General features: G+C 70.3%; 25 protein-coding genes. 19 read left to right on the top strand and 6 right to left on the bottom strand.

Going from position 1 to position 24,495, the window contains the following annotated elements:
• The first annotated feature begins 1 nt into the window (after nt 1).
• The 4 genes from WH85_RS29625 to WH85_RS29610 all read left to right on the top strand — a co-directional run bounded on the left by WH85_RS29625 (nt 2) and on the right by WH85_RS29610 (nt 4,713).
• A complete protein-coding gene (locus tag WH85_RS29625) occupies nt 2-1,066 on the top strand; it encodes an extracellular solute-binding protein (protein WP_211275483.1) in 1,065 nt (354 codons plus the stop codon).
• Between the two features lie 59 nt (nt 1,067-1,125).
• Nucleotides 1,126-2,199 (top strand): adenosine deaminase family protein, encoded by a 1,074-nt coding sequence (locus WH85_RS29620; RefSeq protein ID WP_211275482.1) that lies wholly within the window; start codon nt 1,126-1,128, stop codon nt 2,197-2,199.
• A 166-nt stretch (nt 2,200-2,365) separates the two neighbouring features.
• Nucleotides 2,366-3,538 (top strand): extracellular solute-binding protein, encoded by a 1,173-nt coding sequence (locus WH85_RS29615; protein ID WP_045745314.1) that lies wholly within the window; start codon nt 2,366-2,368, stop codon nt 3,536-3,538.
• Between the two features lie 2 nt (nt 3,539-3,540).
• Nucleotides 3,541-4,713, top strand: coding sequence for a TRAFAC clade GTPase domain-containing protein (locus tag WH85_RS29610; RefSeq protein ID WP_045745313.1), 1,173 nt, complete (start codon nt 3,541-3,543; stop codon nt 4,711-4,713).
• A 1,111-nt stretch (nt 4,714-5,824) separates the two neighbouring features.
• Here the strand turns inward: WH85_RS29610 and WH85_RS29605 are convergent.
• From WH85_RS29605 to WH85_RS29595, 3 genes are all read right to left on the bottom strand, one after another.
• Nucleotides 5,825-6,205, bottom strand: coding sequence for a nuclear transport factor 2 family protein (locus WH85_RS29605; RefSeq protein ID WP_045745312.1), 381 nt, complete (start codon nt 6,203-6,205; stop codon nt 5,825-5,827).
• Between the two features lie 153 nt (nt 6,206-6,358).
• Nucleotides 6,359-7,357, bottom strand: a complete 999-nt coding sequence (locus WH85_RS29600) for a metallophosphoesterase (RefSeq protein WP_052720888.1) — start codon at nt 7,355-7,357, stop codon at nt 6,359-6,361.
• Between the two features lie 245 nt (nt 7,358-7,602).
• Nucleotides 7,603-8,034, bottom strand: a complete 432-nt coding sequence (locus WH85_RS29595; RefSeq protein WP_045745311.1) for a hypothetical protein — start codon at nt 8,032-8,034, stop codon at nt 7,603-7,605.
• 87 nt (nt 8,035-8,121) lie between these two features.
• On the opposite strand from WH85_RS29595, the gene WH85_RS29590 reads away from it, so the two are divergent.
• The 3 genes from WH85_RS29590 to WH85_RS29580 all read left to right on the top strand — a co-directional run bounded on the left by WH85_RS29590 (nt 8,122) and on the right by WH85_RS29580 (nt 10,110).
• Nucleotides 8,122-8,955: an alpha/beta fold hydrolase gene (locus WH85_RS29590; RefSeq protein WP_045745310.1), complete on the top strand. Its 834-nt coding sequence runs from the start codon at nt 8,122-8,124 to the stop codon at nt 8,953-8,955.
• Complete coding sequence (locus WH85_RS51760; RefSeq protein ID WP_045745309.1) at nt 8,948-9,682, top strand: TetR/AcrR family transcriptional regulator; 735 nt, start codon at nt 8,948-8,950, stop codon at nt 9,680-9,682. Before WH85_RS29590 ends, WH85_RS51760 begins: the two co-directional genes overlap by 8 nt.
• A 62-nt stretch (nt 9,683-9,744) precedes the next feature.
• Nucleotides 9,745-10,110 (top strand): hypothetical protein, encoded by a 366-nt coding sequence (locus WH85_RS29580; protein WP_157411284.1) that lies wholly within the window; start codon nt 9,745-9,747, stop codon nt 10,108-10,110.
• A 466-nt stretch (nt 10,111-10,576) separates the two neighbouring features.
• Here the strand turns inward: WH85_RS29580 and WH85_RS29575 are convergent, their stop codons facing one another.
• Nucleotides 10,577-11,944 (bottom strand): sulfatase family protein, encoded by a 1,368-nt coding sequence (locus WH85_RS29575; protein WP_245674144.1) that lies wholly within the window; start codon nt 11,942-11,944, stop codon nt 10,577-10,579.
• Nucleotides 11,945-12,351: 407 nt separating this feature from the next.
• On the opposite strand from WH85_RS29575, the gene WH85_RS29570 reads away from it, so the two are divergent.
• The 10 genes from WH85_RS29570 (at nt 12,352) to WH85_RS29525 (ending at nt 20,699) form a co-directional block, all read left to right on the top strand.
• Nucleotides 12,352-13,164, top strand: coding sequence for an ABC transporter ATP-binding protein (locus WH85_RS29570; protein WP_045745307.1), 813 nt, complete (start codon nt 12,352-12,354; stop codon nt 13,162-13,164).
• The gene (locus WH85_RS29565; RefSeq protein ID WP_045745306.1) at nt 13,161-13,943 is read left to right on the top strand and encodes an ABC transporter permease; all 783 of its coding nucleotides are present in this window, start codon (nt 13,161-13,163) and stop codon (nt 13,941-13,943) included. Before WH85_RS29570 ends, WH85_RS29565 begins: the two co-directional genes overlap by 4 nt.
• Nucleotides 13,944-13,990: 47 nt before the next feature.
• Entirely contained in the window at nt 13,991-15,064 is a 1,074-nt protein-coding gene (locus WH85_RS29560) for an ABC transporter substrate-binding protein (RefSeq protein WP_045745305.1), read from the top strand.
• 29 nt (nt 15,065-15,093) lie between these two features.
• A complete protein-coding gene (locus tag WH85_RS29555; protein WP_045745304.1) occupies nt 15,094-16,143 on the top strand; it encodes an LLM class flavin-dependent oxidoreductase in 1,050 nt (349 codons plus the stop codon).
• Complete coding sequence (locus tag WH85_RS29550; RefSeq protein ID WP_045745303.1) at nt 16,140-16,772, top strand: cysteine hydrolase family protein; 633 nt, start codon at nt 16,140-16,142, stop codon at nt 16,770-16,772. The genes WH85_RS29555 and WH85_RS29550 overlap by 4 nt, the downstream gene beginning before the upstream one ends.
• Complete coding sequence (locus tag WH85_RS29545) at nt 16,769-18,103, top strand: NtaA/DmoA family FMN-dependent monooxygenase (protein ID WP_045745302.1); 1,335 nt, start codon at nt 16,769-16,771, stop codon at nt 18,101-18,103. The genes WH85_RS29550 and WH85_RS29545 overlap by 4 nt, the downstream gene beginning before the upstream one ends.
• Nucleotides 18,103-19,281: an MFS transporter gene (locus WH85_RS29540; RefSeq protein ID WP_045745301.1), complete on the top strand. Its 1,179-nt coding sequence runs from the start codon at nt 18,103-18,105 to the stop codon at nt 19,279-19,281. The genes WH85_RS29545 and WH85_RS29540 overlap by 1 nt, the downstream gene beginning before the upstream one ends.
• Nucleotides 19,278-19,673: a riboflavin kinase gene (locus tag WH85_RS29535; protein ID WP_052720887.1), complete on the top strand. Its 396-nt coding sequence runs from the start codon at nt 19,278-19,280 to the stop codon at nt 19,671-19,673. The genes WH85_RS29540 and WH85_RS29535 overlap by 4 nt, the downstream gene beginning before the upstream one ends.
• The gene (locus WH85_RS29530; protein ID WP_045745335.1) at nt 19,670-20,092 is read left to right on the top strand and encodes a hypothetical protein; all 423 of its coding nucleotides are present in this window, start codon (nt 19,670-19,672) and stop codon (nt 20,090-20,092) included. The genes WH85_RS29535 and WH85_RS29530 overlap by 4 nt, the downstream gene beginning before the upstream one ends.
• A 106-nt stretch (nt 20,093-20,198) precedes the next feature.
• Nucleotides 20,199-20,699, top strand: a complete 501-nt coding sequence (locus tag WH85_RS29525; RefSeq protein WP_045745300.1) for a flavin reductase family protein — start codon at nt 20,199-20,201, stop codon at nt 20,697-20,699.
• A gap of 97 nt (nt 20,700-20,796) precedes the next feature.
• Here WH85_RS29525 and WH85_RS52410 read toward each other — a convergent pair whose 3' ends face one another.
• Nucleotides 20,797-22,797 carry a serine/threonine protein kinase gene (locus WH85_RS52410; RefSeq protein ID WP_052720886.1) on the bottom strand — a complete coding sequence of 667 codons (2,001 nt, stop codon included), beginning with the start codon at nt 22,795-22,797 and terminating at the stop codon, nt 20,797-20,799.
• A gap of 131 nt (nt 22,798-22,928) precedes the next feature.
• On the opposite strand from WH85_RS52410, the gene WH85_RS29515 reads away from it, so the two are divergent.
• Nucleotides 22,929-23,135: a hypothetical protein gene (locus WH85_RS29515; RefSeq protein ID WP_157411283.1), complete on the top strand. Its 207-nt coding sequence runs from the start codon at nt 22,929-22,931 to the stop codon at nt 23,133-23,135.
• Between the two features lie 96 nt (nt 23,136-23,231).
• Nucleotides 23,232-24,206 (top strand): glycerophosphodiester phosphodiesterase family protein, encoded by a 975-nt coding sequence (locus WH85_RS29510; protein WP_045745298.1) that lies wholly within the window; start codon nt 23,232-23,234, stop codon nt 24,204-24,206.
• Between the two features lie 45 nt (nt 24,207-24,251).
• Here WH85_RS29510 and WH85_RS29505 read toward each other — a convergent pair whose 3' ends face one another.
• A complete protein-coding gene (locus tag WH85_RS29505) occupies nt 24,252-24,473 on the bottom strand; it encodes a hypothetical protein (protein ID WP_045745297.1) in 222 nt (73 codons plus the stop codon).
• Between the last annotated feature and the right edge of the window lie 22 nt (nt 24,474-24,495).

Below are 24,495 nucleotides of genomic sequence, written 5' to 3'. Positions count from 1 at the left end.
CTTGCTTCGCCGTACCCTCATAGCAGCCGCCGCCGTCACCGCCCTCACCGTCACCGCGGGGTGCTCCGGCTCGTCCTCCTCGTCCGACGAGGCCGGCAGCGCCGGCAAGATCGTCCTGAGCACCTTCCCGTTCGGCGTGGAGGAGTTCACCGAGGCGGTCATCGACCCGTTCACCAAGGCCACCGGCATCGAGGTCGAGGTCGAGACCGGCTCCAACTCCGACCGGCTCTCCCAACTGCAGGTCGCCGGGGACAAGGCCGGCGCCGACGTCGTACTGATCTCCGACTACTACGCCGCCCTCGGCCAGCAGGACGAACTGTTCCAGCAGATCCCCGCGGACAAGGTGCCCAACCTCGCCACCATCGCCGAGTTCGCGAAGGAGGAGGCGTACCAGGGTCCGGCGTACAGCTACCAGCTCAACGGCACGATCTACAACACCGAGAAGCTGACCGCCGACCAGGCCGCGAAGTGGGACGTCTACGCGGGCGCGTACAGCAAGAAGGTCGCGCTGCCCGACATCTCCGTCACCGCCGGCCAGCTGATGATCTCCGGGGTGGCCGCCTCCTACGGCTCCGGCCCGTACGACATCGACGCCGCCCTGAAGACCCTGGCCGGCTGGAAGCCCGGCGTGCTGCAGTTCTACAGCTCGTCCACCGAGGTCACCAACCTGATCACCCAGGGTGAGATCGTCGCCGCCGACACCCTGAACGGGTTCGCCACCACGCTGGTCGCCGACGGCGAGAAGGTCGCCTGGACCCCGCCGGCCACCGGCAAGTACATGGCCACCAACCGGGCCATGATCCCGGCGACCTCGAAGAACACCGAGAACGCCTACAAGTTCATCGACTACCTGCTCTCCGCCGACGCGCAGTCCAAGTCCGCCGAACTCGTCGGCGACCTGCCGGTCAACCCGGGCGCGTCGGTCCCGCAGAACATCACCGCGGTCGTCGGCGAGATCGCCAAGGACCCGGTCGTCGCCGGATACGCGACTCTCGACCCGGCGCAGCTGGTCCCCACCCGCAAGGACTGGGTCGACCGCTTCGCCCGCGAAGTCACCGGCAGCTGATCCACCCTCACGGCCGGGACCTCCTCCGCCAGGGAGGTCCCGGCCACCTAAGGAACCCCATGTCTGACTTTCTCCGTGACCTGCCCAAGGTGGAACTGCACTGCCACCTGATCGGTACGGTCCGCGCCACCACCTTCGCCGAACTGGCCCGCCGGGCCCGGCTCGACCTGCCGGCCGACCCCGAGCGGATCTTCGCCGACATCAACTCGCTGCCGCCGGACCCGGCGCTCTACCGGAACACCCGGATCCCGGTCCCGCAGGGACGCTCCGCCGGCGAGCCCGAAGTCTCCTACTCGCTCTTCCAGGCCTCCGCCTGGGTGATCGCCGCGCTGCGAGACGCCGACGACCTGACCCGGATCGTCTACGAGGCCTTCGAGGACGCGCACCGCAACAACGTGCGCCACCTGGAGATGTCGTTCGACGAGGTGCCCGAGCACCTGAGTTCCCTCGGCTACACCGGATCGGTGAACGCCTACGTCGAAGGCATCAGGATGGCCGAGCGGGACTTCGGCATGACCGGCCGGCTCCTCGCCGCCGTCGACCGCAGCCACTCCGGCGAGCAGGCCGTCGAGCGGGTCCGCACGGTCGTCGACAACCCGAACGACTACGTGGCCGGCATCGGGCTGGACAACCTGGAGACCGCCGGACCTCCGGAACGGTTCGTGGACGCGTACCGTCTCGCCGGCGACGCGGGCCTCAAGCGCACCGCGCACTCCTCCGAACACGCCCCGCTCGCCGAGAACACCATCACCTGCCTCGACGACCTCGGCTGCGACCGGATCGACCACGGGTACTTCGTACTCGAGGACGACGAGGTGGTGGCCCGCCTGCGCGACGAGCAGGTCGCGTTCCTGACCGCCTCCACCACGTCACGCCGCTCCTGGCGCCCGTGGCGTCGCGCCTCCATCGCCGCGATGATCGAAGCCGGACTCAACGTGATCCCCTGCTCGGACGATCCCGGCATGTTCCCGACCAGCCTCACCGAGGAATACCGCATCCTCGCCGAAGAACTCGCCGTCCCGCGCGAGCGGCTGACCGCGATGGCACTCGCCGGCGTCGAGGCCTGCTGGCTCCCCGAGACCGAGAAAGCTCAGCTCCGCGAGCGATTCCAGACCGAGATCAAAGCCCTTTAGGGGTACGCGTCAGCCGCCTCCCGGACAGCCACACCTCCCGCCCGTGCCGTGATCGGCGGGCGGTGCTGCCGGGAGGCGGCTGGGCCGTGGCCGATGTGGTTGCGATCACACTCATGATTGGGATAGACAGGGCCGTCCTACTCCTCCACTGAGGACGTCGCCCGTCATGACCAGCGATCCCGCCACGATCCGGAAATACTCCCGGCGATGGTTCCTGGCCGGAGCCGCCGGCACCGGGCTGCTCGCCGCGGCAGGTGTCGCCGCAGCCACGCCGAGCCGTGGGCAACTCGTGGTGAGCAGCGGCAACGCGTCCGCCGGAGTGCTGCGCAAACTCTCCGGCGAGTGGCGCCCCGGCGAACTGCCGGTCGTCGAGGACCTCGGCGAGGACACCGGCGACCAATACCGCGAGATGAAACGCCGGGCCACCGGCGGCTGGGGCGACGTCCTCCTGCTCGACACGATCTACGTCGCCGAGTTCGCCCAGGCCGGCCTGCTCGCCGAACTCCCCGGCGACCTGGTCCGCACCGACCTGCTGCCCGGCCCGCTGGCCACCTGCCGCCAGCCCGGCGACGACCGGCTCTTCGCCGTCCCGTTCAACACCGACGTCGGCGTGATCCTGTCCAAGAAACCGATCGCCGACGACATCGTCGACCTCGCCAAACTGGTCGCCGGCCTGCCCGATGACAGCCGCCAGTTCGTCGGCCAGCTGATCGGTGGCAACGAGGCGTTCCTCGTCAACGTGCTCGAACACGCACTCGCCGCCGACGAACGGTTCCTCGGCATGGACGGCCGGCTCAACAACCAGGTCGACATCTGGACCAGCGCGCTGCAACCACTGGCCGACGCGATCCGGGACGGCAAGATCTTCCGGGCCACCACCGAGGCCGCCACCGTCGCCGAGTTCACCCGGCCCGGCCGCGAGTTCATGCGCAACTGGCCGTACCGGCGGGACAACCGCAGCCAGGTCCAGGACCTCGCCGCCCTCAGCCGCGGCGTCCTCGGCGGACAGAACCTCGCCGTGGTGGCCGGATCGTCCCGCCACGACGAGTCGACCGACCTGATCCGGCACCTGACCAACGCCCAGAGCCAGCGGGAACTCGTCGGATCCCGGCTGCTCCCCGTCGACCGGGCCGCCTACCGCGACCCCACCCTCGTCGACGCCCACCCCGACCTGCCGGTCCTGCTGATGGGCGTGGAAAAAGCGCGGCCGCGGCCGATCGACGCCGGTTACGTGGCCCTGTCGACCCGATTCCAGGAACGGGTGGGGGCGTACCTCGACGACGCCCCGGCCAACCCGTTCAACCAGGACACCGTCAACTACGTGCTGAACGGGGGCTGACGATGGACATCCCGCTGTACCTGGTGCCCCTGGCAGCGGCCGCCGCAGTCGCCGCCGCCGGCCTGCCCGCCGCCGCCCGGCTGCACCGCGACGCCGACACCACCGACACCCCGGCCACCGAAAAGGAATCCGAAGTCGGCGTCGCCGTCCTCGGCTTCCCGAAATCCGGCAAGACCGCCCTGCTCGCCGCGATGTACCAGACCATGTCCCGGGCCGGCGGCGACGGCGTCACCGTCCGGGCCAGCCACCCCGACCACACCGACCAGCTCAACGACCTCGCCCAGCGGTTCGAGGAACTCAACGGCGTCCTGCCGTTCCCGAACACCGGCACCCAACTGCATCCCTACCCCCTGGCGTTCGACATGCCCGGCGCCCCGCTGCGCTTCACCTACCCCGACTACTCCGGTGAACTGCTGCGCGAGAGCCAGCGCGGCAGCGGCCTGCCCGAACCGCTCGCCGAATCCCTGGACAAGGCCGACATCGTGCTCGGCATCCTCGACGGCGCCAAACTCGCGGCGATGATGCGCGACGGCCCCGACGACACGGCCCTCGGCGAGATCCGGCACCTGATCGGCATCCTCGACGGCCGCGACCAGGTGATCCAACTGTGCGTCACCAAATGGGACCTGCTCGACGCCGACGGCCACACCCTCGAAGAGGTCATCACCTGGCTGCGCAAACGCACCAACCGTTTCCACAACCTGCGCCGCACCGACCGGGACAGCCCGGTCCGCGTCATCCCGGTGAGCGCCTTCGGCCTGAACAGCTTCATGGCCACCGAGGACGGCGGCAGCCGCGTCCGCCGCGACCCGGGCCTGACCTGGCAGCCGTTCCAGGCCGCCCACCCGATCAGCTGCGGCATCAACGACATCCTCACCCACAACATCAACCGTTTCCAGCGCCAACCCCAGTCGATCATCCCCGCCTCGGCGTCCCCGTTCCTGAGCCGCGCGATGAAACTCCTCGGCCTGGTGACGGTCTCCACCGACGTGGCGGGCAACGTCCAGTTCTCCCTGAACATGGACGCGCTGGCGCGCCTCCAGACGGCGGTGTCGGCGCCGCTCTCGCCGTCGAACAGTTCGGAGGAGGCCCGGGCCCTGCGCCTGATCCTGCGCCACTGCCGCGACTTGGCCGACGACCTGGATCGCACGTTCCCGCATGCCCGTCCCCGCTGAGGGGTGATCGCGGCACCCGCTGTGGTGATCGGGTGCGCTCGCCGTCCCGTTCGGGGTGGCCCCGGTCCCCGTTGTCGTGATCGGGTGCGCTCGCTGCCGGGGCCGGGGCGGTGACCGCACCCATAGCGCCCGTCGGGTGCGGTCACCGTCCGGCTGGGCGGTCGTGGTCCCCGTTGTGGTGATTGGGTGGGTTGACCGTCCGGCTGGGCGGTCGTGGCCCCCGATGTGGTGATCGGGTGCTGTCACCATCCTGGTTGGGGTGGCCCCGGTTCCCTTTGTCGTGATCGGGTGCGCTTGCCGTCTGGGTGGGCGGTGGCTGCACGCGTAGTGCCTGTTGGGTGCGGTCACCGCCCCGCTGAGCGGTCGTGGTCCCCGGTGTGGTGATCGGGTGCGGTCGCCGTCTCGGTTGGGCGGTTGCTGTCCCCGTTGTCTGGATTGGGTGCGGTCGGTGCCTTGGATGGGGTGGCGGTTGCACCCGATACCTGATCGGGTGCGCTGGCCGCCTGGGTGGGCGGTGGCCGCACCCGTAGTGCCTGTTGGGTGCGGTCACCGCCCCGCTGGGCGGTCGTGGTCCCCGCTGTGGTGATCGGGTGCGGGCGCCGTCTTGTTTGGGGTCGCCGCGGTTCCCAGTGTCGTGATCGGGTGCGTTGGCCGCCGGGGTGGGCGGTGGCCGCACCCGTAGTGCCTGTTGGGTGCGGACGCCGTTGCGGTTGGGTGGCCGCGGTTCCCGGTGTCGTGATCGGGTGCGGTTGCCTTCTCGGTTGGGGTGGTCGTCGTCCCCAGTGGCGCGATGGGGTGCGTTGGCCGTCTGGGCGGGTGGTTGCTGTACCCGTTGTCTGGATTGGGTGTGGTCGGTGCCCTGGGTGGGGTGGTGGTTGCACCCGATACCGGATCGGGTGCGGCGCGAGGGCGGTGGGTCCGGCGGGGCGCTGAGGGTGGCCGGGGATTACGCCAGGGCGCGGGGCGCTGAGGGTGGGCGGGGCGCTGAAGGCGGCGGTGATACGGCGGCGCTGATGCGGCGGCGCTGATGCGGCGGCATGCCTTCGGAGGCGGGGAAGTGGCGGGGACTACGCGAGAGCGGTGGGAGCGGTCACGGCAGCGGGGTGGAAGGTTACGGGGTTTGGAAGTAGTCGCGTAGCAGCGTTATGTGGCTTTTGTGGACGCGGAAGATCTGGGTCAGGGCGACTGTGGTGCTTGGACCGTCGGGGTGGGTCAGGACGGTGTCGATCTCGGCTATGAAGACGTCGGGGGTGAGCGTTTCGTGCAGGATGTAGCCGGAGCGTTCGGCGTCGAGGATTCCCGCGGTGGTGAGTCGGCGGTGCAGGGCTGCCACGCCGTCGCGGATCGCGGGCCGGCCGGTGAAGCGTAGGGACTGCAGCGGCGCCTCGTAGACGCCGTCCTCGGTGAACAGGGCCGCCACCGCGTCCGGATCCCTGCTGATCGCTCCGGCGTGCAGGTAGCGCAGGAAGAGTTCCTCGTGGGAAAGGGTCACTCTCTTCAGCCTACGAGACAGCGGTGACCGGTACGGGGCGTGATTCCGGCGGACCGGGTCAGCGGTGACCGGTACAGGGCGTGTATCCGGCGGACGGGATCAGCGGCAACCCGTATGGGGCGCGGAATTCGGCGAACCGCCGTGTGCCGAGGGTCAGCGGGGAGCGGGCTTGGGCGTGAATCCGGCGAACCGTTCCTCGAAGTCGATTGTCAGGGTGAAGCGGTCGGCGTCGCCGGTCAGCTCGCTGTGTTCGGTCTCCAGTGGGGTTCGGTCGGCGGCGGGGCGGGTCAGGAACCACGGGGCGAAGGTTTCCACGTCGATCCGGCCGCGGGCCAGGTCGAAGTGGTAGAGGCGGATCATCGCCGCACCGCCCTGGTAGCGGTCCTGGTAGTTGGTGACGTGGACGTGCACGTCGTGTCCGGCGGTGTTGCGCAGCACGGTGCGGCCGGGCGGCACGTGGTGCCCGTTCACGGTCAGGAAGATCTGGTCGTTCTTGGTGATCAGTTTCTGCCAGAGTCGCCGGCCGTGGTCGGAGAGCGTGGTGGTGCCCTGCTTGTCGGCGGTGGCCAGGTCGTGGGTGGTGACGATCGCGGGCAGCGTGGGGTTGGCGGCGAGGACACCCTGTGCCCAGGCCAGCCCGCCGTCGGAGATCCGCCAGTCGAGGGCCAGGACGAGCCACGCCCGTCCGCCGCCGTGGAACCGGTGGGCGCTGTTGTAGCCGTCGGGGGAGGCGCCGAGGAATCCGGTTGCGCGCCGGAACCGGTGCGGGCCGAAGACGTCGAGGTACGCCGTTCTCCCGCGCTGATCATCGCCGGTGACGTCGTGGTTGCCGGCCAGGACGCTGTACGGCAGCTTCCCGTCGACGGTTGCGAACGCCCGCCCGGCGAGCTCCAGTTCGGTGGTGGTCCCGTGTTCGGTGATGTCGCCGAGGTGGGCGAGGAAGGCGACGCGCCGGTCCAGCAGGTATCGGAGGGTGGCGTGCAACGGTTCCGGGCCCGCGCCGCCGGTGCTGAAGAGGATCTGGGTGTCCGGCAGCACGGCCACCGCGAACCGCTGGTTCACGCCGGCGGGTTCGGTCCTGGCGGCCGGCGCGGTGCCGAGAGCGGCGAACGCCGTTGCGGCGCCCGTGCGAAGAATGATCCTACGTTTCACGGTGGAACATTCTCGCGCGGGCGCCGTCGGAAGCGGCAGGGCGAGGGCCCAGCTGAGGCGGCAGGGTGAGGACCCAGCGGAAGCGGCAGGGTGAGGGCTCAGCAAAAGCAGCAGGCTGAGGACCCAGCGGAAGCGGGAGGGCGAGTCCAGCGGAAGCGGGCGAGCCGGCCGAAGTGGGAGGGAACAGCTCAACGGAACGGTTCCTTCGTTCCACGCTGGACCACCCTCGGCTGCCGAGGACGACGTCAGGCGTCCATCTGTTGACCGCCGGGGCGTTCGAGGATGGAGATCTCCTGCTGTTGACCGCTGGTGCGTTCGAGGATGGAGATCTCCTCACCGTTGCCGAGGGCGGAGGTGTACGAGTGACGGGAGGTGCCGGGGAGCGGGATCTCGGTGAGCTTGCCGCCGACGATCATCCAGAGGCCGAACAGGTCGTCCTCCTCGTCGTGGATGAGTACCTGCAGCGACTCGGGGCGTGGCCACGGCAGGGTCTCCAGGTGTTCGAGGAGGCCGGCCCAGTGCCGGAGCTGGGTGAACTCGGCGACCCAGCCGTGGGTGGTGGGGATGTGCCCGAATACCGCGTTCCACGGGCGGCTGCCGTCGTTCGGCCTGGTCAGGGGTTCCATGACGTCGTGGCCGTCGACGGCCAGCACGATGATCTCCGCGATTCTGCTCACCGCGACATTTGATCAAGATCGGAGGTTGACGCGCGCGGCTAATTCTATTAGCTTAAAGCTAACGCAATTAGCCAACTGGAGGACGACATGACCGAGTTCCTGACCGTCGACGGCGGCACCCTGGCCTACGAGGTGACCGGCGCGAGCGGGCCGCTGGTGGTCCTCGCGCACGGGATGGGGGACAGTCGCGAGGCGTACCGGTTCGTGGTGCCGCTGCTCGTCGAGGCGGGCTACCGGGTGGCCGCCGTCGACCTGCGCGGCTGCGGGGAGTCCAGCGTGGACTGGCCGGACTGGTCGCGGACCGCCATCGCCGGCGACCTGATCGCGATCATCCGGCATCTGGGTGGCCCGGCCGTACTGGTCGGACACTCGATCTCCGGCGGTGCGGCGACCATCGTGGCGGCGCAGGCCCCCGAGCTGGTCAGCGCGGTCGTCGAGTTGGCGCCGTTCACCCGCAAGCAGTCCTACGCCCTCGGCGACCTGGGTGTGGCCCGGTTCCGCAAGGGCCTGATCAGCCTGCTCGGCGCGACCGTGTTCGGCAGCGTCGCGCAGTGGCGGAGATACCTCGAGGTGGCGACCCCTGGCGTGCGCCCCGCGGACTGGGCCAGCCGGCTCGGCGAGATCGAGGCGATGCTGCGGGAGCCGGGTCGGCTGAAGGCCCTGCAGAAGATGGGCCAGGCCGCGCCGGTCGACGCGGGTGCGGCGCTTCCGCGCGTACAGTCGCCGGTTTTGATCATTGAGGGCGACCAGGATCCGGACTGGGCGTCGCCGCAGGCCGAGGGGGAGGCGATCGTGGCCGCGCTGCCGTCCGGCCGTGGGCGCCTTGAGATGATCGCCGGTGCGGGACACTATCCGCACGCCCAGTTCCCCGAGCAGGTGGTCGCCCTGATGCTGTCGTTCCTGGAAACCGCTCGTGCCTAGGGCCGGCCTCGACCCGGTCGCGGTGGTCACGGCCGGTGCCGATCTCGCCGACGAGGTGGGCCTGTCCGGGCTGACCATGGGCCTGCTCGCCGAGCGTCTCGGGGTGCGCACGCCCTCGCTCTACAAGCATGTGGTGTCGCTGGACGCACTTCATCGCGGCATCGCCCTACTGGCCGCCCGGGACGTCGGCCTGGTGCTGGCCCGGGCCGCGGTCGGCAAGGCCGGTCCGGAGGCGGTCCGCGCGCTCGCGCACGCCTACCGCCACTGGGCTCTGGAGCATCCCGGCCGCTGTGCCGCGACGGTCCGCCCGCCGGCTGCCGCTGCTGAGAAAGCTGCGGCTGCTGAGAAGGCCGCCGCTGCTGAGAAGGCCGCCGCTGCGGAGAAAACCGTGACTGCTGGGAAGGCCGCCGCTGCCGCGAAGACCGCCGCCGGTGAGAAGGCTGCCGCCGCTGAGAAGGCCGCCGGCGACGGGAAGGCCGCCGGTGATGAGGAGATCCGCACGGTCAGCGAGGAGGCACTGCAGGTGCTGCTGGACGTGCTGGCCGGCCTGGGCCTGCCGCCGGAGCGGATCATCGACGCGGCCCGCGCGCTGCGGGCGGCGATGCACGGGTTCGCCGGTCTGGAGGCGGCCGGCGGGTTCGGCTACCCGGAGGACGTGGACCGCAGCTACGACTTCCTGATCGACAGCCTGATCGCCGGGTTCACCGCGCGCCCCGCCGATCAGTGACAGGATGAGGAAAAGGCTGTACCCCCGGGCAGCACCGGAAACGATCGATCGGGGGAACGATGATGTTGAGCACTGTGCTGGCCGCGTCCAGCCTGATGATGCTGGGTGCGGCGCCCGTCCCGGCGGACACCGCGTTCGGGTGTGAGTACCCGAAGGTCTGTCTGTATCTGCACACCGCGGACTGGACCGCCCGGCAGGCGACCACCAGCTACTCCCAGGTGACCTCGCACTGGCAGAAGCTCGACGAGCAGGGCCGGCACGCGTACGCGATCTACAACACCCGCAACGACGACGTGGCCTGGCTGAAGAACGACGACGGTGTGGTCGCCTGTGTGGGGCCGCACGAGAAGTGGTTCTGGGACGAGTCCGACTACCCGTTCCGGGTGGTCAGCATCAAGATCTCGGACGGCCCCACCTGCAACGACTAGACACCTGATGAGTCAGTCAGGGTCTGCCTCTGTGGTGATTTCGGGCGCTCAGCACGCCCGTATTCACCACACCCACAACAGCGTGGTGATTTCGGGCGCTCAGCACGCCCGAATTCACCACACCCACAACAGCGTGGTGATTTCGGGCGCTCAGCACGCCCGAATTCACCACACCCACAACAGCGTGGTGATTTCGGGCGTCCAGTGCGCCCGTATTCACCACACCACCAGGGGTGTGGTGAATTGGGGCGTCCAGCGCGCCCGAAATCACCACGCGGACGGGCTTCGCACCCTGACCACGAAACGTGCCTAGACACACGCCTCGTGGTCGGCACCCGCGTGGTGATTGGGGGTGCCGAGTGCGGCCGTAGTCACCACGCCCCACGGCGGGTGTGGTGATTCGGGGTGCCCAGCGCGGCTGTAGTCACCACGCGGACGGGCTTCGCGTCCTGGCCACGAAACGTGTCTATAGGACGGCGGCCCCCGCGGCGTGACATCGCACCGCACCTTCGCACCGGGCCAGGGCCGCCAGCGCCGCACTCAGCGCGGCGACCCGCTCCGGCGGCAGCGTCCCGGCGAGGTTGTCCAGTTGCCGGGGGTCGGTGCGCCGGTCGTAGTACTCGCGGGTGCCGTCCACGTACTCGACCCAGGTGATCGCCGCGGTGCGCAGCGCCACGTAGGACGGTGGCGTGTTCTCCGACTGCCGCTGATGGTCCGGGTCGGCGGGGTCGGTGGCCGGATCGCTGTGCTCGATCAGGGCGGCCGTCCGCCATGGCCCCGGGTCGCGTCCGGCGAGCAGCGCGCGGAGGCTGCGGCCGTCCACCTCGGAGGGTGCCGGTGTGCCGGCCAGGTCGGCGAAGGTCGGGCGCAGGTCGATGTTCTCCACGGGGGCGTCGATGACCTGCCCGGCGGCGACGCCCGCACCGGCGACGACCAGCGGCACCACGACGTCGGTGTCGAAAGCGGTCTGCTTGCCGGGGTTCAGGCGGTACTCACCCATGTGGTAGCCGTTGTCCGAACTGAAGATCAGCACGGTCTCCCGCTCGACACCCGCCGCGGCCAGGGTGGTCCGCAGGTCGCCGATCATCCGGTCGATGGCCTGCACGGTCTGCACGCGTTGACGGAATCCGCTGTCCATGTGCTTGATCTGCGCCGCCGTCAGCGGGGAGTGCGGTGCCAGCCAGGCGGGGGCGTTGCGGGGGATTCTTCCGTACGCCTCCGTGCGCGGCGCCGTCAGTCCCGCGAAGGACGACGCGTCGCGCCGTGCCGGAACGTAGGGCAGATGCGGCGTGTAGACCGAGATCTCCGCCGCGAACGGCTCACCGGTGGCCGCGCTCGTGGTGATGAACGCCCGGGCCTTCGCGGACAGCACGTCGGTCAGATAGTCCTGGTCGCGGTCGCCGTAGTGGACGACGGTGCCGTTCTCGTCGAGGTCGTAGTCGAATCCGGCGTACGCGTCCCCGCCGGCCACCCATGTGTCCCAGCCCGGCGGGACGTGCCGCATCCGCGGCTGGTACTCGTTGAGGTACTTCCCGAAGAATCCGGTCCGGTATCCGGCGTGCTGCAGATCCGTGCCGAATGTCGACTTCTCCTCGCCGCGGCTGCGGAAGAGCAGAAACCCGCCGTCCGACCCGTGATTCTTCACAATGCCGGTGTTGTGCGGATAACGACCGGTGAGGATCGACGCCCGTGATGGACAGCACAGCGAGTCGGTGACTGTGTAGTTCGTGAACGTGGTGCCCTGTCTGCCCAGCTCAGCGACGTTCGGCAGGTACGGCACGAGGTTCTGGGACAGATCATCGGCCAGGACGAAGACTATGTTGGGCCGGTTCACTTCTGTCACCACGGGGCTCGTGGCCGGCGCGGTGGCGCTCGCCGACGACGACGGGGCGGGTGCCGGGCGGCCGGGTGTGCCGCATCCGGCGGTGACCGGGAGGAGAACGAGCAGGAGAAGGGTGAGAGGGACGACGAGGGGGCGAGGGGCCATGGGGGTGCGGCTGCTCCGTCTTCGGTGGGATGGGCACGACAGGCTAAGCGGCTTCGGCCACAACGGGGACGGTTTTGAGTTAACGGTGCGGAAACCTCGGCTACTTCCGGCGGACTCATGGCATCCTTAACTTCGTCTCAGCTTGAGTCTCGCGATGCATATCCTCGTATTCGCCTCGCACGCTCTCCGGCTCCATTGACGATTTCCATCTGTCTGGAGGCCGTTTTGTTCGACGTATTCCGCGAGCAAATATCATGAGCGCCGAGGCGATCCGGGTGGACCGGGTCCGGCGCGTCTACCCGGTGGGCGCCCGGGGCTCGCTCGTCGCTCTCGACGACGTCGATCTCACCGTCGCCGCCGGCACCTTCGTCAGCGTGATCGGCCCCAGCGGTTGTGGCAAGTCCACGTTGCTGCGGGTGATCGCGGGGCTGGAGGATCCGGACGCCGGTGCGGTGTCGGTCTGCGGGAACACCCCCGCGCAGGCCGCCGCCGCCAAGATGCTCGGCCTGGTCCCGCAGACCCCGGCGCTGCTGCCGTGGCTGTCGGTCCTCAAGAACGTGTCGCTGCCCGCCAAGGTCAACCGGGCCGCCGGCCGTCGCCGCCGGGAACGGTCCGGCAACGGCGGTCCCGACATGGTGGAGCTGCTGCGCAAGGCCGGTCTGCAGGACGTGATGCACAAACTCCCGTCGCAGATCTCCGGCGGCATGCAGCAGCGGGCCGCGATCGTGCGGGCCTTCGGGCTGCACCCCGACGTGCTGCTGATGGACGAGCCGTTCTCCGCCCTCGACGAGTTCACCCGCGAGGCGCTGCAGGAGCAGCTGCTCGACCTCTGGGACGAGCTGAAGGCCACCGTGCTGTTCGTGACCCACTCGGTCAGCGAGGCGGTCCGCCTCTCCGACAAGGTGGTGGTGATGGCGCCGCGGCCCGGCCGGATCACCGACGTGCTCGACATCGACCTGCCCCGCCCGCGCGGGCCGGAGCTGCTCGCGTCGGCGGAGTTCCACGCGTACGAGGACCTGGTCCGGGACCGGCTCCGGGGCGCCTTCCAGTCGACGGCGGCGTCATGACGCTGCGGGGCCGGTTGTCGTTCCTGCACCCGGCGGTGTGGTTGCCGTTGGTCCTGATGGTGATCGTGCTCGGACTGCTCTGGCAGTGGGGTGCGGACCGGATGCCCTACCTGCTCCCGCCGCTCGGCGACGTCGGCGCGACCCTGGTCGAGGACGCCGACTACTACCTGACGAACGCCCTGGTCACCCTGCAGGAGGCGGTCGGCGGGCTGGTTCTCGGCGGCCTCACCGCGTTCGTGCTGGCGGTGATCGTCAGCGAGTTCACCCTGGCCCGCCGGGCGATCATGCCGGTCGCGGTGGTCCTCAACGTCACCCCGCTGGTGGCGATCGCGCCGGCGCTGGTGGTGGCCTTCGGGTTCGGCGCCGCGCCGAAGCTGATCGTCACCGGGCTGATCTGTTTCTTCCCCATCCTGATCAACACCTCGGTGGGGCTGCGGGCGGTGCCGCTGCCGGTGCTGCAGGTCTACCGGACGGTCCACGCCTCGCGCCTGGAGACCCTCTGGTACCTGCGGGTTCCGATCGCGCTGCCGTACCTGTTCGCGGCGCTGCGGATCGTCTTCCCGCTGTCGGTGGTGGGCGCCGTGGTCGCCGAGCTGTCCGCGGCCGGCTCGTCCGAGGGCCTGGGCACCGCGATCAGCCGGGCGTCGTCGATGAACCAGCTCGCGGCGGTGTACGCCTCGATTGCGATCCTGGCCCTGCTCGGTTCGCTGCTGCTTCTGGCGGTGACCGTTCTGGAACGGCGCCTGTTGCACTGGCACGAGACCCAGACCGCCCGGTAGATAAAGACGGTCGTCTTTTGTTCGCAGGAATTCTGAGGAGCACACCCATGAGGAACCTCGCCCGTATAACCGTCGCTGCCCTCCTGCTCACCGGAGCGGCCGCGTGCTCCTCCGACGAGGGGGAGAAGTCAGCCGACACGGCCACCGCGATCTCCGCCGAGCGCTGCGAGCAGAACAAGGCGGCCGGCAAGATCACCTACCTGTCCGGCTACCAGTACCAGGCGTCCGCCTCGATCCTGGAGTACGTCGCCGCCGACAAGCTGGGTTACTTCGACGCCCTCTGCCTGGACGTCACCATGCAGCCCGGCACCGGTGACACCAGCCAGAACACCAAACTGCTCGCCAGCGGCCAGGTCACCTTCAGCCCGGTCAGCCAGCAGGACGTGCTCTCCGCGAACGCCAACGGCATCAAGGTCGAGGGCATCTCCACGTACTCCAATGTGGGTCTGGAGGTTCTGATGACGATGCCGGACGTCACCGACCTCAAGCAGCTCGACGGCACCACCCTCGGCCAGAAGGGCGCCATGCCGGTCGGCGTGCAGGCCATGCTGGTGCAGGCCGGCGCGAACTACGACTCGATCAAGCAGGTGGTGGTCGGCTACGACCCGTCGATCCTGCCGCGCGGCCAGGTCAAGTCGCTGACCGGGTTCATCTCCAACGAGCCCAACCAGCTCAAGGCGGCCGGTACCCCGGCGACGGTCTGGCGCCCGTACGACTACGAGGTGCCCGGCTCGCTCGGCGCGATGGCGGTCAACCCGGACTTCGCCGCCGAGCACCCGACCGCGGTCGAGGACTTCCTGCGGGCCGGCCTGCACGCCTTCGAGTACTGCGAGGCCAACGGCGCCGAATGTGTGAAGGCCGCGGCCGACCTGACCGGCGCGGGCTACGACGAGGCACAGAACCTGACGATCTGGCAGACCGAGGTCGGGGTGATCCGGGAGAGTCTGAAGGCCGGGACCGCGCTGGGCACGATCGACACCGGCAACGTGACCGCTCTGGTGACCCTGCTCAACACGTACGCCGGAACGAAGATCACGCCCGCCGACGCCACCGCCGCATTCGACGGTGCCTTCGTCGAATCCGTCTATTCCGGCGGAACGCTGGTCTGGCCGGCCCCGTAAACGATTTTCCCGCACTGGAAAGAGTATCGATGAGCGACAAAGAATATGGGGTCTTCCTGCCGATCGGGAACGGCGGCTGGATGCTCTCCGAAACGGCGCCGCACCCGGAGGCCACCTACGCCTACAACCGTAAGGTCGCGGTGGACGCCGAGGCGATCGGGCTCGACTTCATCATGTCGATGGCCAAGTGGAAGGGCTTCGGCGGCAGCACCGACCACTGGGGCAAGACCCTCGAGTCGATGACCATGATGTCCGCGCTGGCCGAGGCGACCTCCACGGTCAAGATCTGGGCCACCATGCACGCCAACATCCACCACCCGGCGATCGCCGCGAAGATGTTCACCACCCTGCAGGACGTCTCCGGCGGCCGGGCCGGCATGAACATCGTGAACGGCTCGTACGCCGACGAGTTCCGTCAGATGGGCCTCTGGGACGAGCAACTGTCGCACAGCGACCGGTACCGGATGACCGAGGAGTGGACCGAGGCGGTGACCCGCCTCTGGACCGAGGACAGCGTGACCGTCAAGAGCGACTTCTTCACGCTGCAGGACTGCGAGTCGCGACCACATCCGGCGGTCCGACCAACGATCATCAGTGCCGGCCGGTCCGAGCGGGGCCGTGACTTCCAGGCCCGGTACGCCGACGGCGCCTTCCTCAGCGCCGACAACCTGGACCAGATGCGCGACTTCTCCCGGTACGTGCACGACAAGTCCGCCGACCTGGGGCGCAGCTGCAAGACGTACTCGATGCTGACCGTCGTCCTGGACGAGACCGACGCGGCGGCCGAGGCGAAGGCCAAGCGCTACTCGGCCGGGCTGGACAAGCAGGCCCTGATCGGCATGCGTACGTCCTGGGGCATCCCGGCCGACGTGGCCCGTGCCTGGGCCGACGGCGTCACCGGCGCCGAGGCGTTCCAGACCCCGTACGTCACCGGCGGTCCGGAGAAGGTCCTCGAGCACATCCGGCAGATCGTCGACTCCGCCGAACTCGACGGCCTGATGCTGATCTTCCCGGACTACCACGCCGACCTGGCGCCCTTCGGCGAGACCGTCCTGCCGCAGCTGCGGGCGCTGGGATGAGGCAGGCCCAGCTCGCGGCCCTGAGCGGCGCGCCCGCGCTGGTCGTGGTGGACGTCCAGCGCTCGTTCGCCGACCCGGAGTACATCCAGGGGTACGGCGCGGACCTGCCGGCCGTCGCCGCGGCGGTCGACACGATCGCCGGGCTCGTCACCGCGGCCCGTGCCGCCGGCGTCGCGGTGGTCTGGGTCGAACTCGGCAGCGACCCCGACCGCCCCTGGCGGGCCAGCGCCTGGCTGCGCTCCGGCGACCCGGACGCGCCGTTCGGACCGGACGAGCCGTGCGTGCTCGGCACCCCCGGCGCCGACTGGTTCGGCGTCACCCCGCTGCCCGGCGAGATCCGGGTGGTCAAACGCGGATACAGCGGATTCCTCGGAACCGGCCTGCGGGAACTCCTGACCGAGGCGAGGATCGGCTGGCTGGCGGTCTGCGGCCTCACCACCGAGTGCTGTGTCGCCGCCACCGCCACCGACGCCTGCCAGCTGGACTGGCCGGTGCTCGTCCCGCGCGACGCCACCGCCGCCTACGACACCGACCTGCACCAGGCCGCGCTCCACCAGCTCGAACTCAACGTCGGCGTGCTCACCGACGCCGCCGAACTCACCCGACTCTGGAAGGAGGCCGCCGCATGACCGGCATGCACCTCGCCTTCGACCTGTCCTTCACGCACACCGAGGGACGCTGGGCCCGCCGCGGCTCCTGGGTCGGCCGGGACTTCCCCGACCCCCGGATGTACATGGAACTCGCCCAGACCGCCGAACGCGCCGGCATCGGCATGCTGTTCTTCGGTGACGGCACCGGCATCCCGGACACCTGGCGCGGCTCGATCGACGCCGCCGTCGAATGGGGCGTGCAGTGGCCCCGCCACGACATGAGCCCGATCATCGCGGCCATGTCCACGGTCACCGACCACATCGGGTTCGGCCTGACCTACTCGTCGACGTTCATGCACCCGTTCTACACGGCCCGGCTGCTCAACTCCCTCGACCACGTGACCGGCGGCCGGATCGCCTTCAACGTGGTCGCCTCCACCCGGGGCGCCGACGCCGCCAACTACGGCTTCGACAAGCTGATGGCCCACGACCAGCGCTACGAGCGGATGGAGGAGTTCATCGACGTCTGTCAGGCGCTGTGGCACTCGGTGGCGCCGGACGCGATCGTGCGCGACCGCGCTACCGGGCGCTTCGCGGACCCGGCCAAGGTGGGCCGCATCGATCATCACGGCAAGCATTTCAGCGTACGCGGACCGCTGCCGTGCGTGCCCAGCCCGCAGGTCGCCCCGATGCTGGTGCAGGCGGGCAACTCGCCGCGCGGGATCGCCGCCTCGGCCCGTTTCGCCGATCTGGTCTTCGGGTTCGGCGGCAGCGTCGCCTCCCAGCAGCGGCACCGCAGCCTTCTTGACACGGCCCTCACCGCCGAGGGACGCGATCCCGCCGCGGTGGGCATCCTCTGGGCCACCCAGGTCATCGTCGGCCGCACCGCCGACGAGGCGCGGGCCCGCCGCGACGAGGTGCTCGGCTTCTGGAGCGAGGAGGCGGTCGGCGCGTTCCTGTCGCACAACTCCGGCGTCGACTTCTCCCGGCTGCCCGCCTCGTTCCCCCTCGGCGAATTGCGCAAGCAGGCCGAACAGGCGCAGGCGTCCCCGTCCGGGCTGATCGGCACCCTGCTCGCCGAGCACGGCGAAGACTACGAGATGAGCCGTACCGAGTTCTTCGAGCACGGCTGGACCAGCGCCACCGGCCTGGACCACACCGTGATCGGCGACCCGGCCACGGTGGCCGACCACCTGGAGGAGAACTTCGCGCAGACCGGGCAGCGCGGCGGCTACATGCTGTCCAGCCCGCTCGCCATGCCGTCCGGACTCGCCGACGTCGCCGAACTGCTCGCCCCCGAGCTGCGCCGCCGCGGGGCCCTCGCCCCGCGCTACCCCGGCACCACCCTGCGCGAGAACCTCGCGATCTGATGAAGTTCACCGGCCAGACCGTCCTGATCTGCGCGTTCGTCGGCACCGCCCAGATGACCTGGGGCGTCACCGTCCCGGTCCTGCCGGTCCTGCTGGACGACTACGGGATCGCGATCGGACTGCTCGGCCCGATCGTCACCGCGTTCGCCGTCGGGCGGGTGATCGCCAACGTGCCGGCCGGGCTGGCGCTGCGACGGTTCCCGCCCCGGGCGTACCTGTGGTCGATGATGCTCGGCCTGGCCGCGGTGACCGCACTGACCGGACTGGTCTCGTCGCCCGCCGCGCTGATCGGGCTCCGGCTGGTGGCCGGGGTGTTCGGCGGCGCGGCGGTGACCATCGGGTTCGCGCTGCTGGTCGCCGGGGCGCCGGCCGGCCGGCGCGGTTCGGCGATGGCCACCGCGACGGTGGTGCAGATGAGCGCCGGCGCGGCCGGGGCGCTGCTCGGCGGCTCGGTCGTCGGGCTGGTCGGCCCGGCCTGGACGTTCCCGGTCGCGGCCGTGCCCGCGCTGGTCTGCCTGCTCGTCGACGCGGTTCGCCCGGCCGCGTTGTACTGGTCGGCGCCGGTGGCTCGTCCCGCGGCTGTGCCCGGGCCGCGCCGGTACGGCCGGCCCGGACTGCTCGTCGCGCTCTGCGCCCTGTCGTTCGCGACGTTCCTGGTCCGGTTCGCGGGGGAGCAGAGCCTGGTGCCGGTGCTCGCCTACGACAGCGGCGGCCTGACCCCGTTCACCCTCGGCGTCGCCACCGCGGCCGGCACGATGGCGAGCCTGGCCGCGATGCCGCTGATCGGCCGCTGGGTGGACCGGGGCGCCCGCAACACCCTGCTGATCCCGGCCGGGATTCTCGGGGCGCTCGCCCTGGCGGCCCTGCCGCTGCTGCACGTGCCGGCCGGTTTCACCGCGGCGATCGTCGGCTACTCGCTGGCCACCAGCGTGATCGGGGTGCTTCCGGGAGTGGTCACCGGGGACGCCTACCCGGCGGACGCGGCGGGCGGCGTGATCGGCCTCACTCGGACCGCGGGTGACATCGGAGCCGCTGTCGGGCCGATCATGGTGTTTGCGGTCGCCGACGTGGCCGGCGCCGAGGCGGCCTGTGCCGTGCTCGGCGGACTGTTCCTGGCCGCGGCGGCCGCCCTCGCCGTGGCCCTGATACCCCGACCTGTGACGGTGGAGGCGATATGACGATCAGTGGCGAGATCATCCGGGGTGCCGGACGGGGACGCCCGATGGGGTTCCCCACCGCGAACGTGGACGTCACCGACCCGGCGGCGGTTCCGGCGGACGGCGTCTGGTTCGGCAACTTCACCCTCGGCGACTGGACCGCCCCGGCCCTGGTGTCGGTCGGCACCAACCCGACCTTCGGACCGGGCGCGCGGACCGTCGAGGCGTACGTGCTCGACCGCGACGAGGACATGTACGGACAGATCGCCCAGGTGGAGATCCTCACCCTGATCCGCCTCCAGGTGCGGTTCGACGGCGTACCGGCCCTGATCGAGGCGATGCGCGCCGACGAGCGGATCGCCCGGCGGCTGGCCGACGGCGAGACCGTCCCGGACCTGCCGTGGTCGCCATGATCGAGCTGGCGGAGCGGGGATGGCGGCGCTTCGGGCCGGACAGCATCGAACGCGCGATGCTGCTGGCCCTCACCGACACCTTCGGGGTGACGCTGCGCCCCCGTTCGCTCGACCTGGGCGACGGCACCCGCCTGGAGATCGAGGGCGCCGACGAGGACTTCGGCCTGCTCGTCCAGATGGTCGGCAACCAGGGCGCCTTCCGGTCCCCGCACCGCAACAAGGTGATGGCCGACATGTTCAAACTGACCTGGCTGCGCACCACACGGTTCCCGGAGTCCCGGATCGTGCTGTGCGTCAGCGAAACCGTCGCCCAGGTCTTCACACCGTCCGGGTGGACCACCCGGGCGGCCCGCGACCTGGGTATCGAGGTGTGGATCCACGGTGCCGACGGCAAGCCGGCACCACTGAGCCACCCGTAGCATCACCCCGCAGGACTCCGGTCTCATCCCTGGATGTGCACTGGCGACCATTCCGGACAGCTCCGCGGTAACCGATGTCCCCGCCACCCTGTGAAGGAAGTGCCCCATGGCTGACATCTCGGAGTTCCGTCGCGTACTCGGCGGCTTCGCGTCCGGCGTCACCATCATCACCGCCGTCCTCGACGGCACCCCGGTCGGCATGACATGCCAGTCGTTCTTCAGCCTGTCGCTGGAGCCGCCGCTGATCGCCTTCTCCCCGGCGCGGACCTCGACGTCGTACCCGCTGATCCGCAAGGCCGGGCGGTTCTGCGTGAACATCCTGGAAGCCGGCCAGGAGGACCTGTGCCGGCAGTTCGCCCGCTCCGGCACCGACAAGTGGCGCGGCGTGGCCTGGCAGCCCGGCGTCACCGGCAGCCCGATCCTGGACGGCGTGCTGGCCAGCATCGAATGCGACCTGGAGCGTGACGTGGAGGCCGGCGACCACTACCTGACGATCGGCCGGGTGGTCGACCTGGCGAGCACCCCGGGGAAGCAGCCGCTGCTGTTCTTCAACGGCACGTTCCAGCGCCTCGAGGACGGCAGCCGGTCCCGTCTCGAAGCGGCCTGACCCCGGCCCGTCCCGCAGCGGCCCGACCCCGGCCGGTCCCGTCCCGCAGCGGCCCGACCCCGGCCGGTCCCGTCCCGCAGCGGCCCGGCCCCGGTGGTCATGCCATGTCCAGGGCCGCCATCCGGACGACCTTGCCGTTGCGGATGCGGACCTGGACCGGCGCCGGGCCGCTCTGCCGGTTCAGCCAGCCCTCGAACGACTCCTCCTGGACCGGGCAGGTCGCGACGTCCGTCTTCGCGTCGAAGCAGCCCTTCCCGTCCTTCTCGGGCGCGAAGAACTTCGCGCTCTCCGGAAGTTCGAGGGTGACCATCGTCCGGCTGCCCTCCACGGTCCGTTTCGCGCCCGACCCGCGGACGATCACGCTCTCCAACGTCACCGAGTGCACGGTGTCGTAGATGTTGCGGATGAGCGCGGTCGCCTCGACGTCCGGTTCGGTCAGGTCCGGGAACCCGGCCGCCGAACTGTCCGCCGACACCGACCGGAGTTCCGCGTCGGCGAACGTCACCGTCGCGGCGGCCTTCGCGGACGAGGCCACACCCAGCATCACCCGGCCGGCCGCGAACGCCGGCTCGGTCATCGGGCCGGTCAGCACCGGGGTGCCGTCGACGGTCACCGTGGCGGTCGAGCCCTCGACCACCACGGCGACCGGCATCCGCTCGCCGGTGACCAGCACGTCCGACTTCTCCGACGCCAGCGTGGTCACGGTGCCCTCGAAGTCGATGCCGAACGACGCCGTCCCCGGGCACAGCTCCAGGCGGTAGCCGTTCGGCTCGTCGTAGCGCAGCCAGATCAGCGCGCACGACCCGGCTCTCGTCAGGGTCACGTCCACCGCGACGGTCTGGTCACCGCCGAAGGCCGTCTGCGGCCCGGGGCACCAGATCCGCCCGGACTTGACAGTGGCGGTCAGTCTCCCCTCCACCTCGCAGGCGCCGTTGTCGAAGGCGCCGTCGTACCACTGACCCTGCCGGGCGAGTGAGTCGATCACCGCGGGGCCGCGGATCACCGGCGTGGCGGCCGACGGCACGGGGACGGCCGGGGCCGCCGACTCCATCGACACGGGTGTGGCGTCGTCGCGCCCGGTCAGTGCCAGACCGGCCCCGGCCGCGGCGGCGAGCACGGTGGCCACCGCCGTACCGATGATCAGTTTCGGCCAGCGACGTTTCGGGGCGCCGGGCACGCCCGGGTCGGTGCGGTACCGGCCGGTGTGCTGCGCCGCCTCGGCCGCCCGCCGCAGCCCCGGGGCCAGATCCGTCGGCGGCGCGCCCTCGAACACGTCCCCGGTCCGGGTGGCCAGCAGCAGGTCCAGCAACTCGTGCGCGGTCGGACGGTCCGCCGGGTCCTTGGCCAGGGTCAGCGCCACCAGATCCGCCAGCGCCGGCGGCAGACCGGTCAGGTTCGGCGGCTGCGTCAGGATCCGCGCCGCCGTCATCGTGGGGGAGTCCCCGGCGAACGGGGTCCGGCCCGTCCCGGCGTAGGTGACCACGGCGCCCCACGCGAACACGTCCGACGGCGGGCCCACCAGATGGTCGGTCTCCGGATCGAACCGCTCCGGCGCCATGTACGCCAGCGTCCCCACCATCATGTCGGTCCGGGTGTGCCGGCTGGTCGCCTCGACCGCCTGCGCGATCCCGAAGTCGATCACCTTCGGGCTGCCGAGCGCGAACAGCACGTTGCGTGGCTTGAGATCACGGTGCACCACCCCGGCGCCGTGGATCGCGGCGAGCGCGGTGGCCACCCCGACCGCCACACTGTGCAGCGCGCCGCCGGCCAGCGGGCCGTTGCCCTTGACCACGTCGGCCAGGTCCGGCCCGTCCACGTACTCCACCACCAGGTACGGCGTGGCATGCTCCGGATCGGCGTCGAGCACCTCCGCGGTGCAGAACGGCGGCACCTGCCGGGCCCGCGCCACCTCGCTGCGGAACCGTCCGCGGAACTCGTCCTCGCCGGCGAACTCGGGCCGGATCACCTTGATGGCGACCTGCCGCCCACCCGGGGCGCGACCGAGGAACACCGAGCCCATCCCGCCCGCCCCGATCCGGGCGACGATCTCGTAGCGGCCGAGCCGCCGCGGGTCACCCGGTTGCAGCGCAGTCGTCACGAAGTCCTCTCCCGGTAGATCGATGAGTGATCCACCCTAGCCCCCTCCGGGGGGACCTTGGACTCTGCTCCACCGGGCCCCGCCGCGAGAAGCTGGAGCAGAGCCGTCAAGGGGCGAGGGAGGGCACGACGATGAATGCCGAGGACCGCTGCGTCGTCGATCCGGGCCGGCCGTGCGGCGCCTGCAGTGCCCCGGGACCGGCGCTCTGCCCGTACCGCTACCTGCTCGACGACGACGAGCGCGCCCAGCTCGCCCAGCCCACCCACGACGTGGTCGCGGTCACCCCACCGGCGCGACCCCAGGGTCACTGCCGATCGCTACAGCCGACTTCGATGTAGCCCACGTCCGCTTCGACGAGGGGTGCCTTCCCGGCTCACGCCGGCCTCGTGTGCGTCGGGACGCCGGGGATTGATCGGTGTTGACAGACTGCCGGGATGGGCTGGAGGAGACGGCTGGGCGTCGCGGGTCTGGTGATCGGGGTGGTGGCCGGTGGACTGTGGGTGCGCAACAGTTCGGCGCTCTGGGGTGACCAGGGCGGCGTGCCACAGCTGCTGGCGCACCGCGGGGTCGCGCAGACCTTCCCGCTCGACGGTGTGGACGGTGACACCTGCACGGCGGGCCTGATCCACCCGCCGGACCACGGTTACATCGAGAACACGCTGCCGTCGATGCGGGCCGCCCTGGATGCCGGGGCCGACATGATCGAGTTCGATGTGCAGGCCACCGCGGACGGCAAGCTGGTGGTGTTCCACGACGCGACGCTCGAGTGCCGGACCGACGGGACCGGGCGGGTGGGCGAGCACACGCTGGAGGATTTGCGGGCTCTCGACCTCGGCTACGGCTACACGGCGGACGGCGGCGTGACCTATCCGCTGCGTGGCAGGGGTACCGGTCTGATGATGACGGTCGGTGAGGTGGTCGCCGCGTTCCCCGGCCGGGAGCTGCTGATCGATCTCAAGAACGACGAGGCCGCCGAGGGTGAGCGGTTGGCCGCCTACCTGGCGACGCTGCCGGCCGAGCGGTTGGCGACGATGAGTGTCTACGGTGGGGACATCGGGGTGGATGTGGTGCGGCAGCGATTGCCCACGCTCCGGGTGACCTCACGAAAAATCATGAAAAACTGCCTGCTCGGGTACGTGGGAGCAGGCTGGACCGGCTATGTGCCCGACGTCTGCCGGCACACCGAGCTGCATCTGCCGCACCGGTACGGGCGGGCGCTCTGGGGCTGGCCGAACCTGTTCGTCGACCGGATGCGGTCGGTGGACACCCGGGTGGTGCTGGTCGCCGGGGACGGCCCGTGGTCGGAGGGATTCGACCGTCCCGCTGATCTGGCGGCGGTCCCGGCGGGCTGGACCGGCTGGCTGTGGACCAACCGCGTCAACGTGATCGCGCCGCTGGCCGGACCATGAGGGGCGGGGCGGCCGCCGCATAACGAACCGCCCCGCCCCCTCAGGTCAGTTGGCGTCCTTCAGGGCCGCGAGGGCCTGAGCGGCGCGGAAGTACTTGTTGCGGCCCAGCTCGCCGATGGTCTTGATGCCGAGCGCGTCACGGATCAGCTTGCCGCCGTTCTCGCTGACGCCGGCCAGGGCCTCCACCGGGGCGTCGAGGATCTCCTCGAGGCTCTTGTCCTGCCAGGCCTTGTCCACGATCTTCGTCAGGTCAGCGGTGACTGCCATGGTTTCTCCCGTCCAGAATGGA

This window comes from Actinoplanes rectilineatus, from assembly GCF_000962825.1.
GTDB classification, from domain to species: Bacteria; Actinomycetota; Actinomycetes; order Mycobacteriales; family Micromonosporaceae; genus Actinoplanes; species Actinoplanes rectilineatus.
Note: the sequence above shows the minus strand (reverse complement) of the source record. Positions and strands in the feature narration are given on the sequence as shown.

Excerpts from the sequence above, each read along its gene's own strand:
- WH85_RS29545 (WP_045745302.1), top strand. The coding sequence starts at position 16,769 with ATGACCGGCATGCACCTCGCCTTCGACCTGTCCTTCACGCACACCGAG.
- WH85_RS29615 (WP_045745314.1), top strand. The coding sequence starts at position 2,366 with ATGACCAGCGATCCCGCCACGATCCGGAAATACTCCCGGCGATGGTTC.
- WH85_RS29610 (WP_045745313.1), top strand. The coding sequence starts at position 3,541 with ATGGACATCCCGCTGTACCTGGTGCCCCTGGCAGCGGCCGCCGCAGTC.
- WH85_RS29540 (WP_045745301.1), top strand. The coding sequence starts at position 18,103 with ATGAAGTTCACCGGCCAGACCGTCCTGATCTGCGCGTTCGTCGGCACC.
- WH85_RS29525 (WP_045745300.1), top strand. The coding sequence starts at position 20,199 with ATGGCTGACATCTCGGAGTTCCGTCGCGTACTCGGCGGCTTCGCGTCC.
- WH85_RS29505 (WP_045745297.1), bottom strand. The coding sequence starts at position 24,473 with ATGGCAGTCACCGCTGACCTGACGAAGATCGTGGACAAGGCCTGGCAG.
- WH85_RS29530 (WP_045745335.1), top strand. The coding sequence starts at position 19,670 with ATGATCGAGCTGGCGGAGCGGGGATGGCGGCGCTTCGGGCCGGACAGC.
- WH85_RS29565 (WP_045745306.1), top strand. The coding sequence starts at position 13,161 with ATGACGCTGCGGGGCCGGTTGTCGTTCCTGCACCCGGCGGTGTGGTTG.
- WH85_RS29510 (WP_045745298.1), top strand. The coding sequence starts at position 23,232 with ATGGGCTGGAGGAGACGGCTGGGCGTCGCGGGTCTGGTGATCGGGGTG.
- WH85_RS29570 (WP_045745307.1), top strand. The coding sequence starts at position 12,352 with ATGAGCGCCGAGGCGATCCGGGTGGACCGGGTCCGGCGCGTCTACCCG.
- WH85_RS29590 (WP_045745310.1), top strand. The coding sequence starts at position 8,122 with ATGACCGAGTTCCTGACCGTCGACGGCGGCACCCTGGCCTACGAGGTG.
- WH85_RS29535 (WP_052720887.1), top strand. The coding sequence starts at position 19,278 with ATGACGATCAGTGGCGAGATCATCCGGGGTGCCGGACGGGGACGCCCG.
- WH85_RS29550 (WP_045745303.1), top strand. The coding sequence starts at position 16,140 with ATGAGGCAGGCCCAGCTCGCGGCCCTGAGCGGCGCGCCCGCGCTGGTC.
- WH85_RS29560 (WP_045745305.1), top strand. The coding sequence starts at position 13,991 with ATGAGGAACCTCGCCCGTATAACCGTCGCTGCCCTCCTGCTCACCGGA.
- WH85_RS29580 (WP_157411284.1), top strand. The coding sequence starts at position 9,745 with ATGTTGAGCACTGTGCTGGCCGCGTCCAGCCTGATGATGCTGGGTGCG.
- WH85_RS29555 (WP_045745304.1), top strand. The coding sequence starts at position 15,094 with ATGAGCGACAAAGAATATGGGGTCTTCCTGCCGATCGGGAACGGCGGC.
- WH85_RS29620 (WP_211275482.1), top strand. The coding sequence starts at position 1,126 with ATGTCTGACTTTCTCCGTGACCTGCCCAAGGTGGAACTGCACTGCCAC.
- WH85_RS29515 (WP_157411283.1), top strand. The coding sequence starts at position 22,929 with ATGAATGCCGAGGACCGCTGCGTCGTCGATCCGGGCCGGCCGTGCGGC.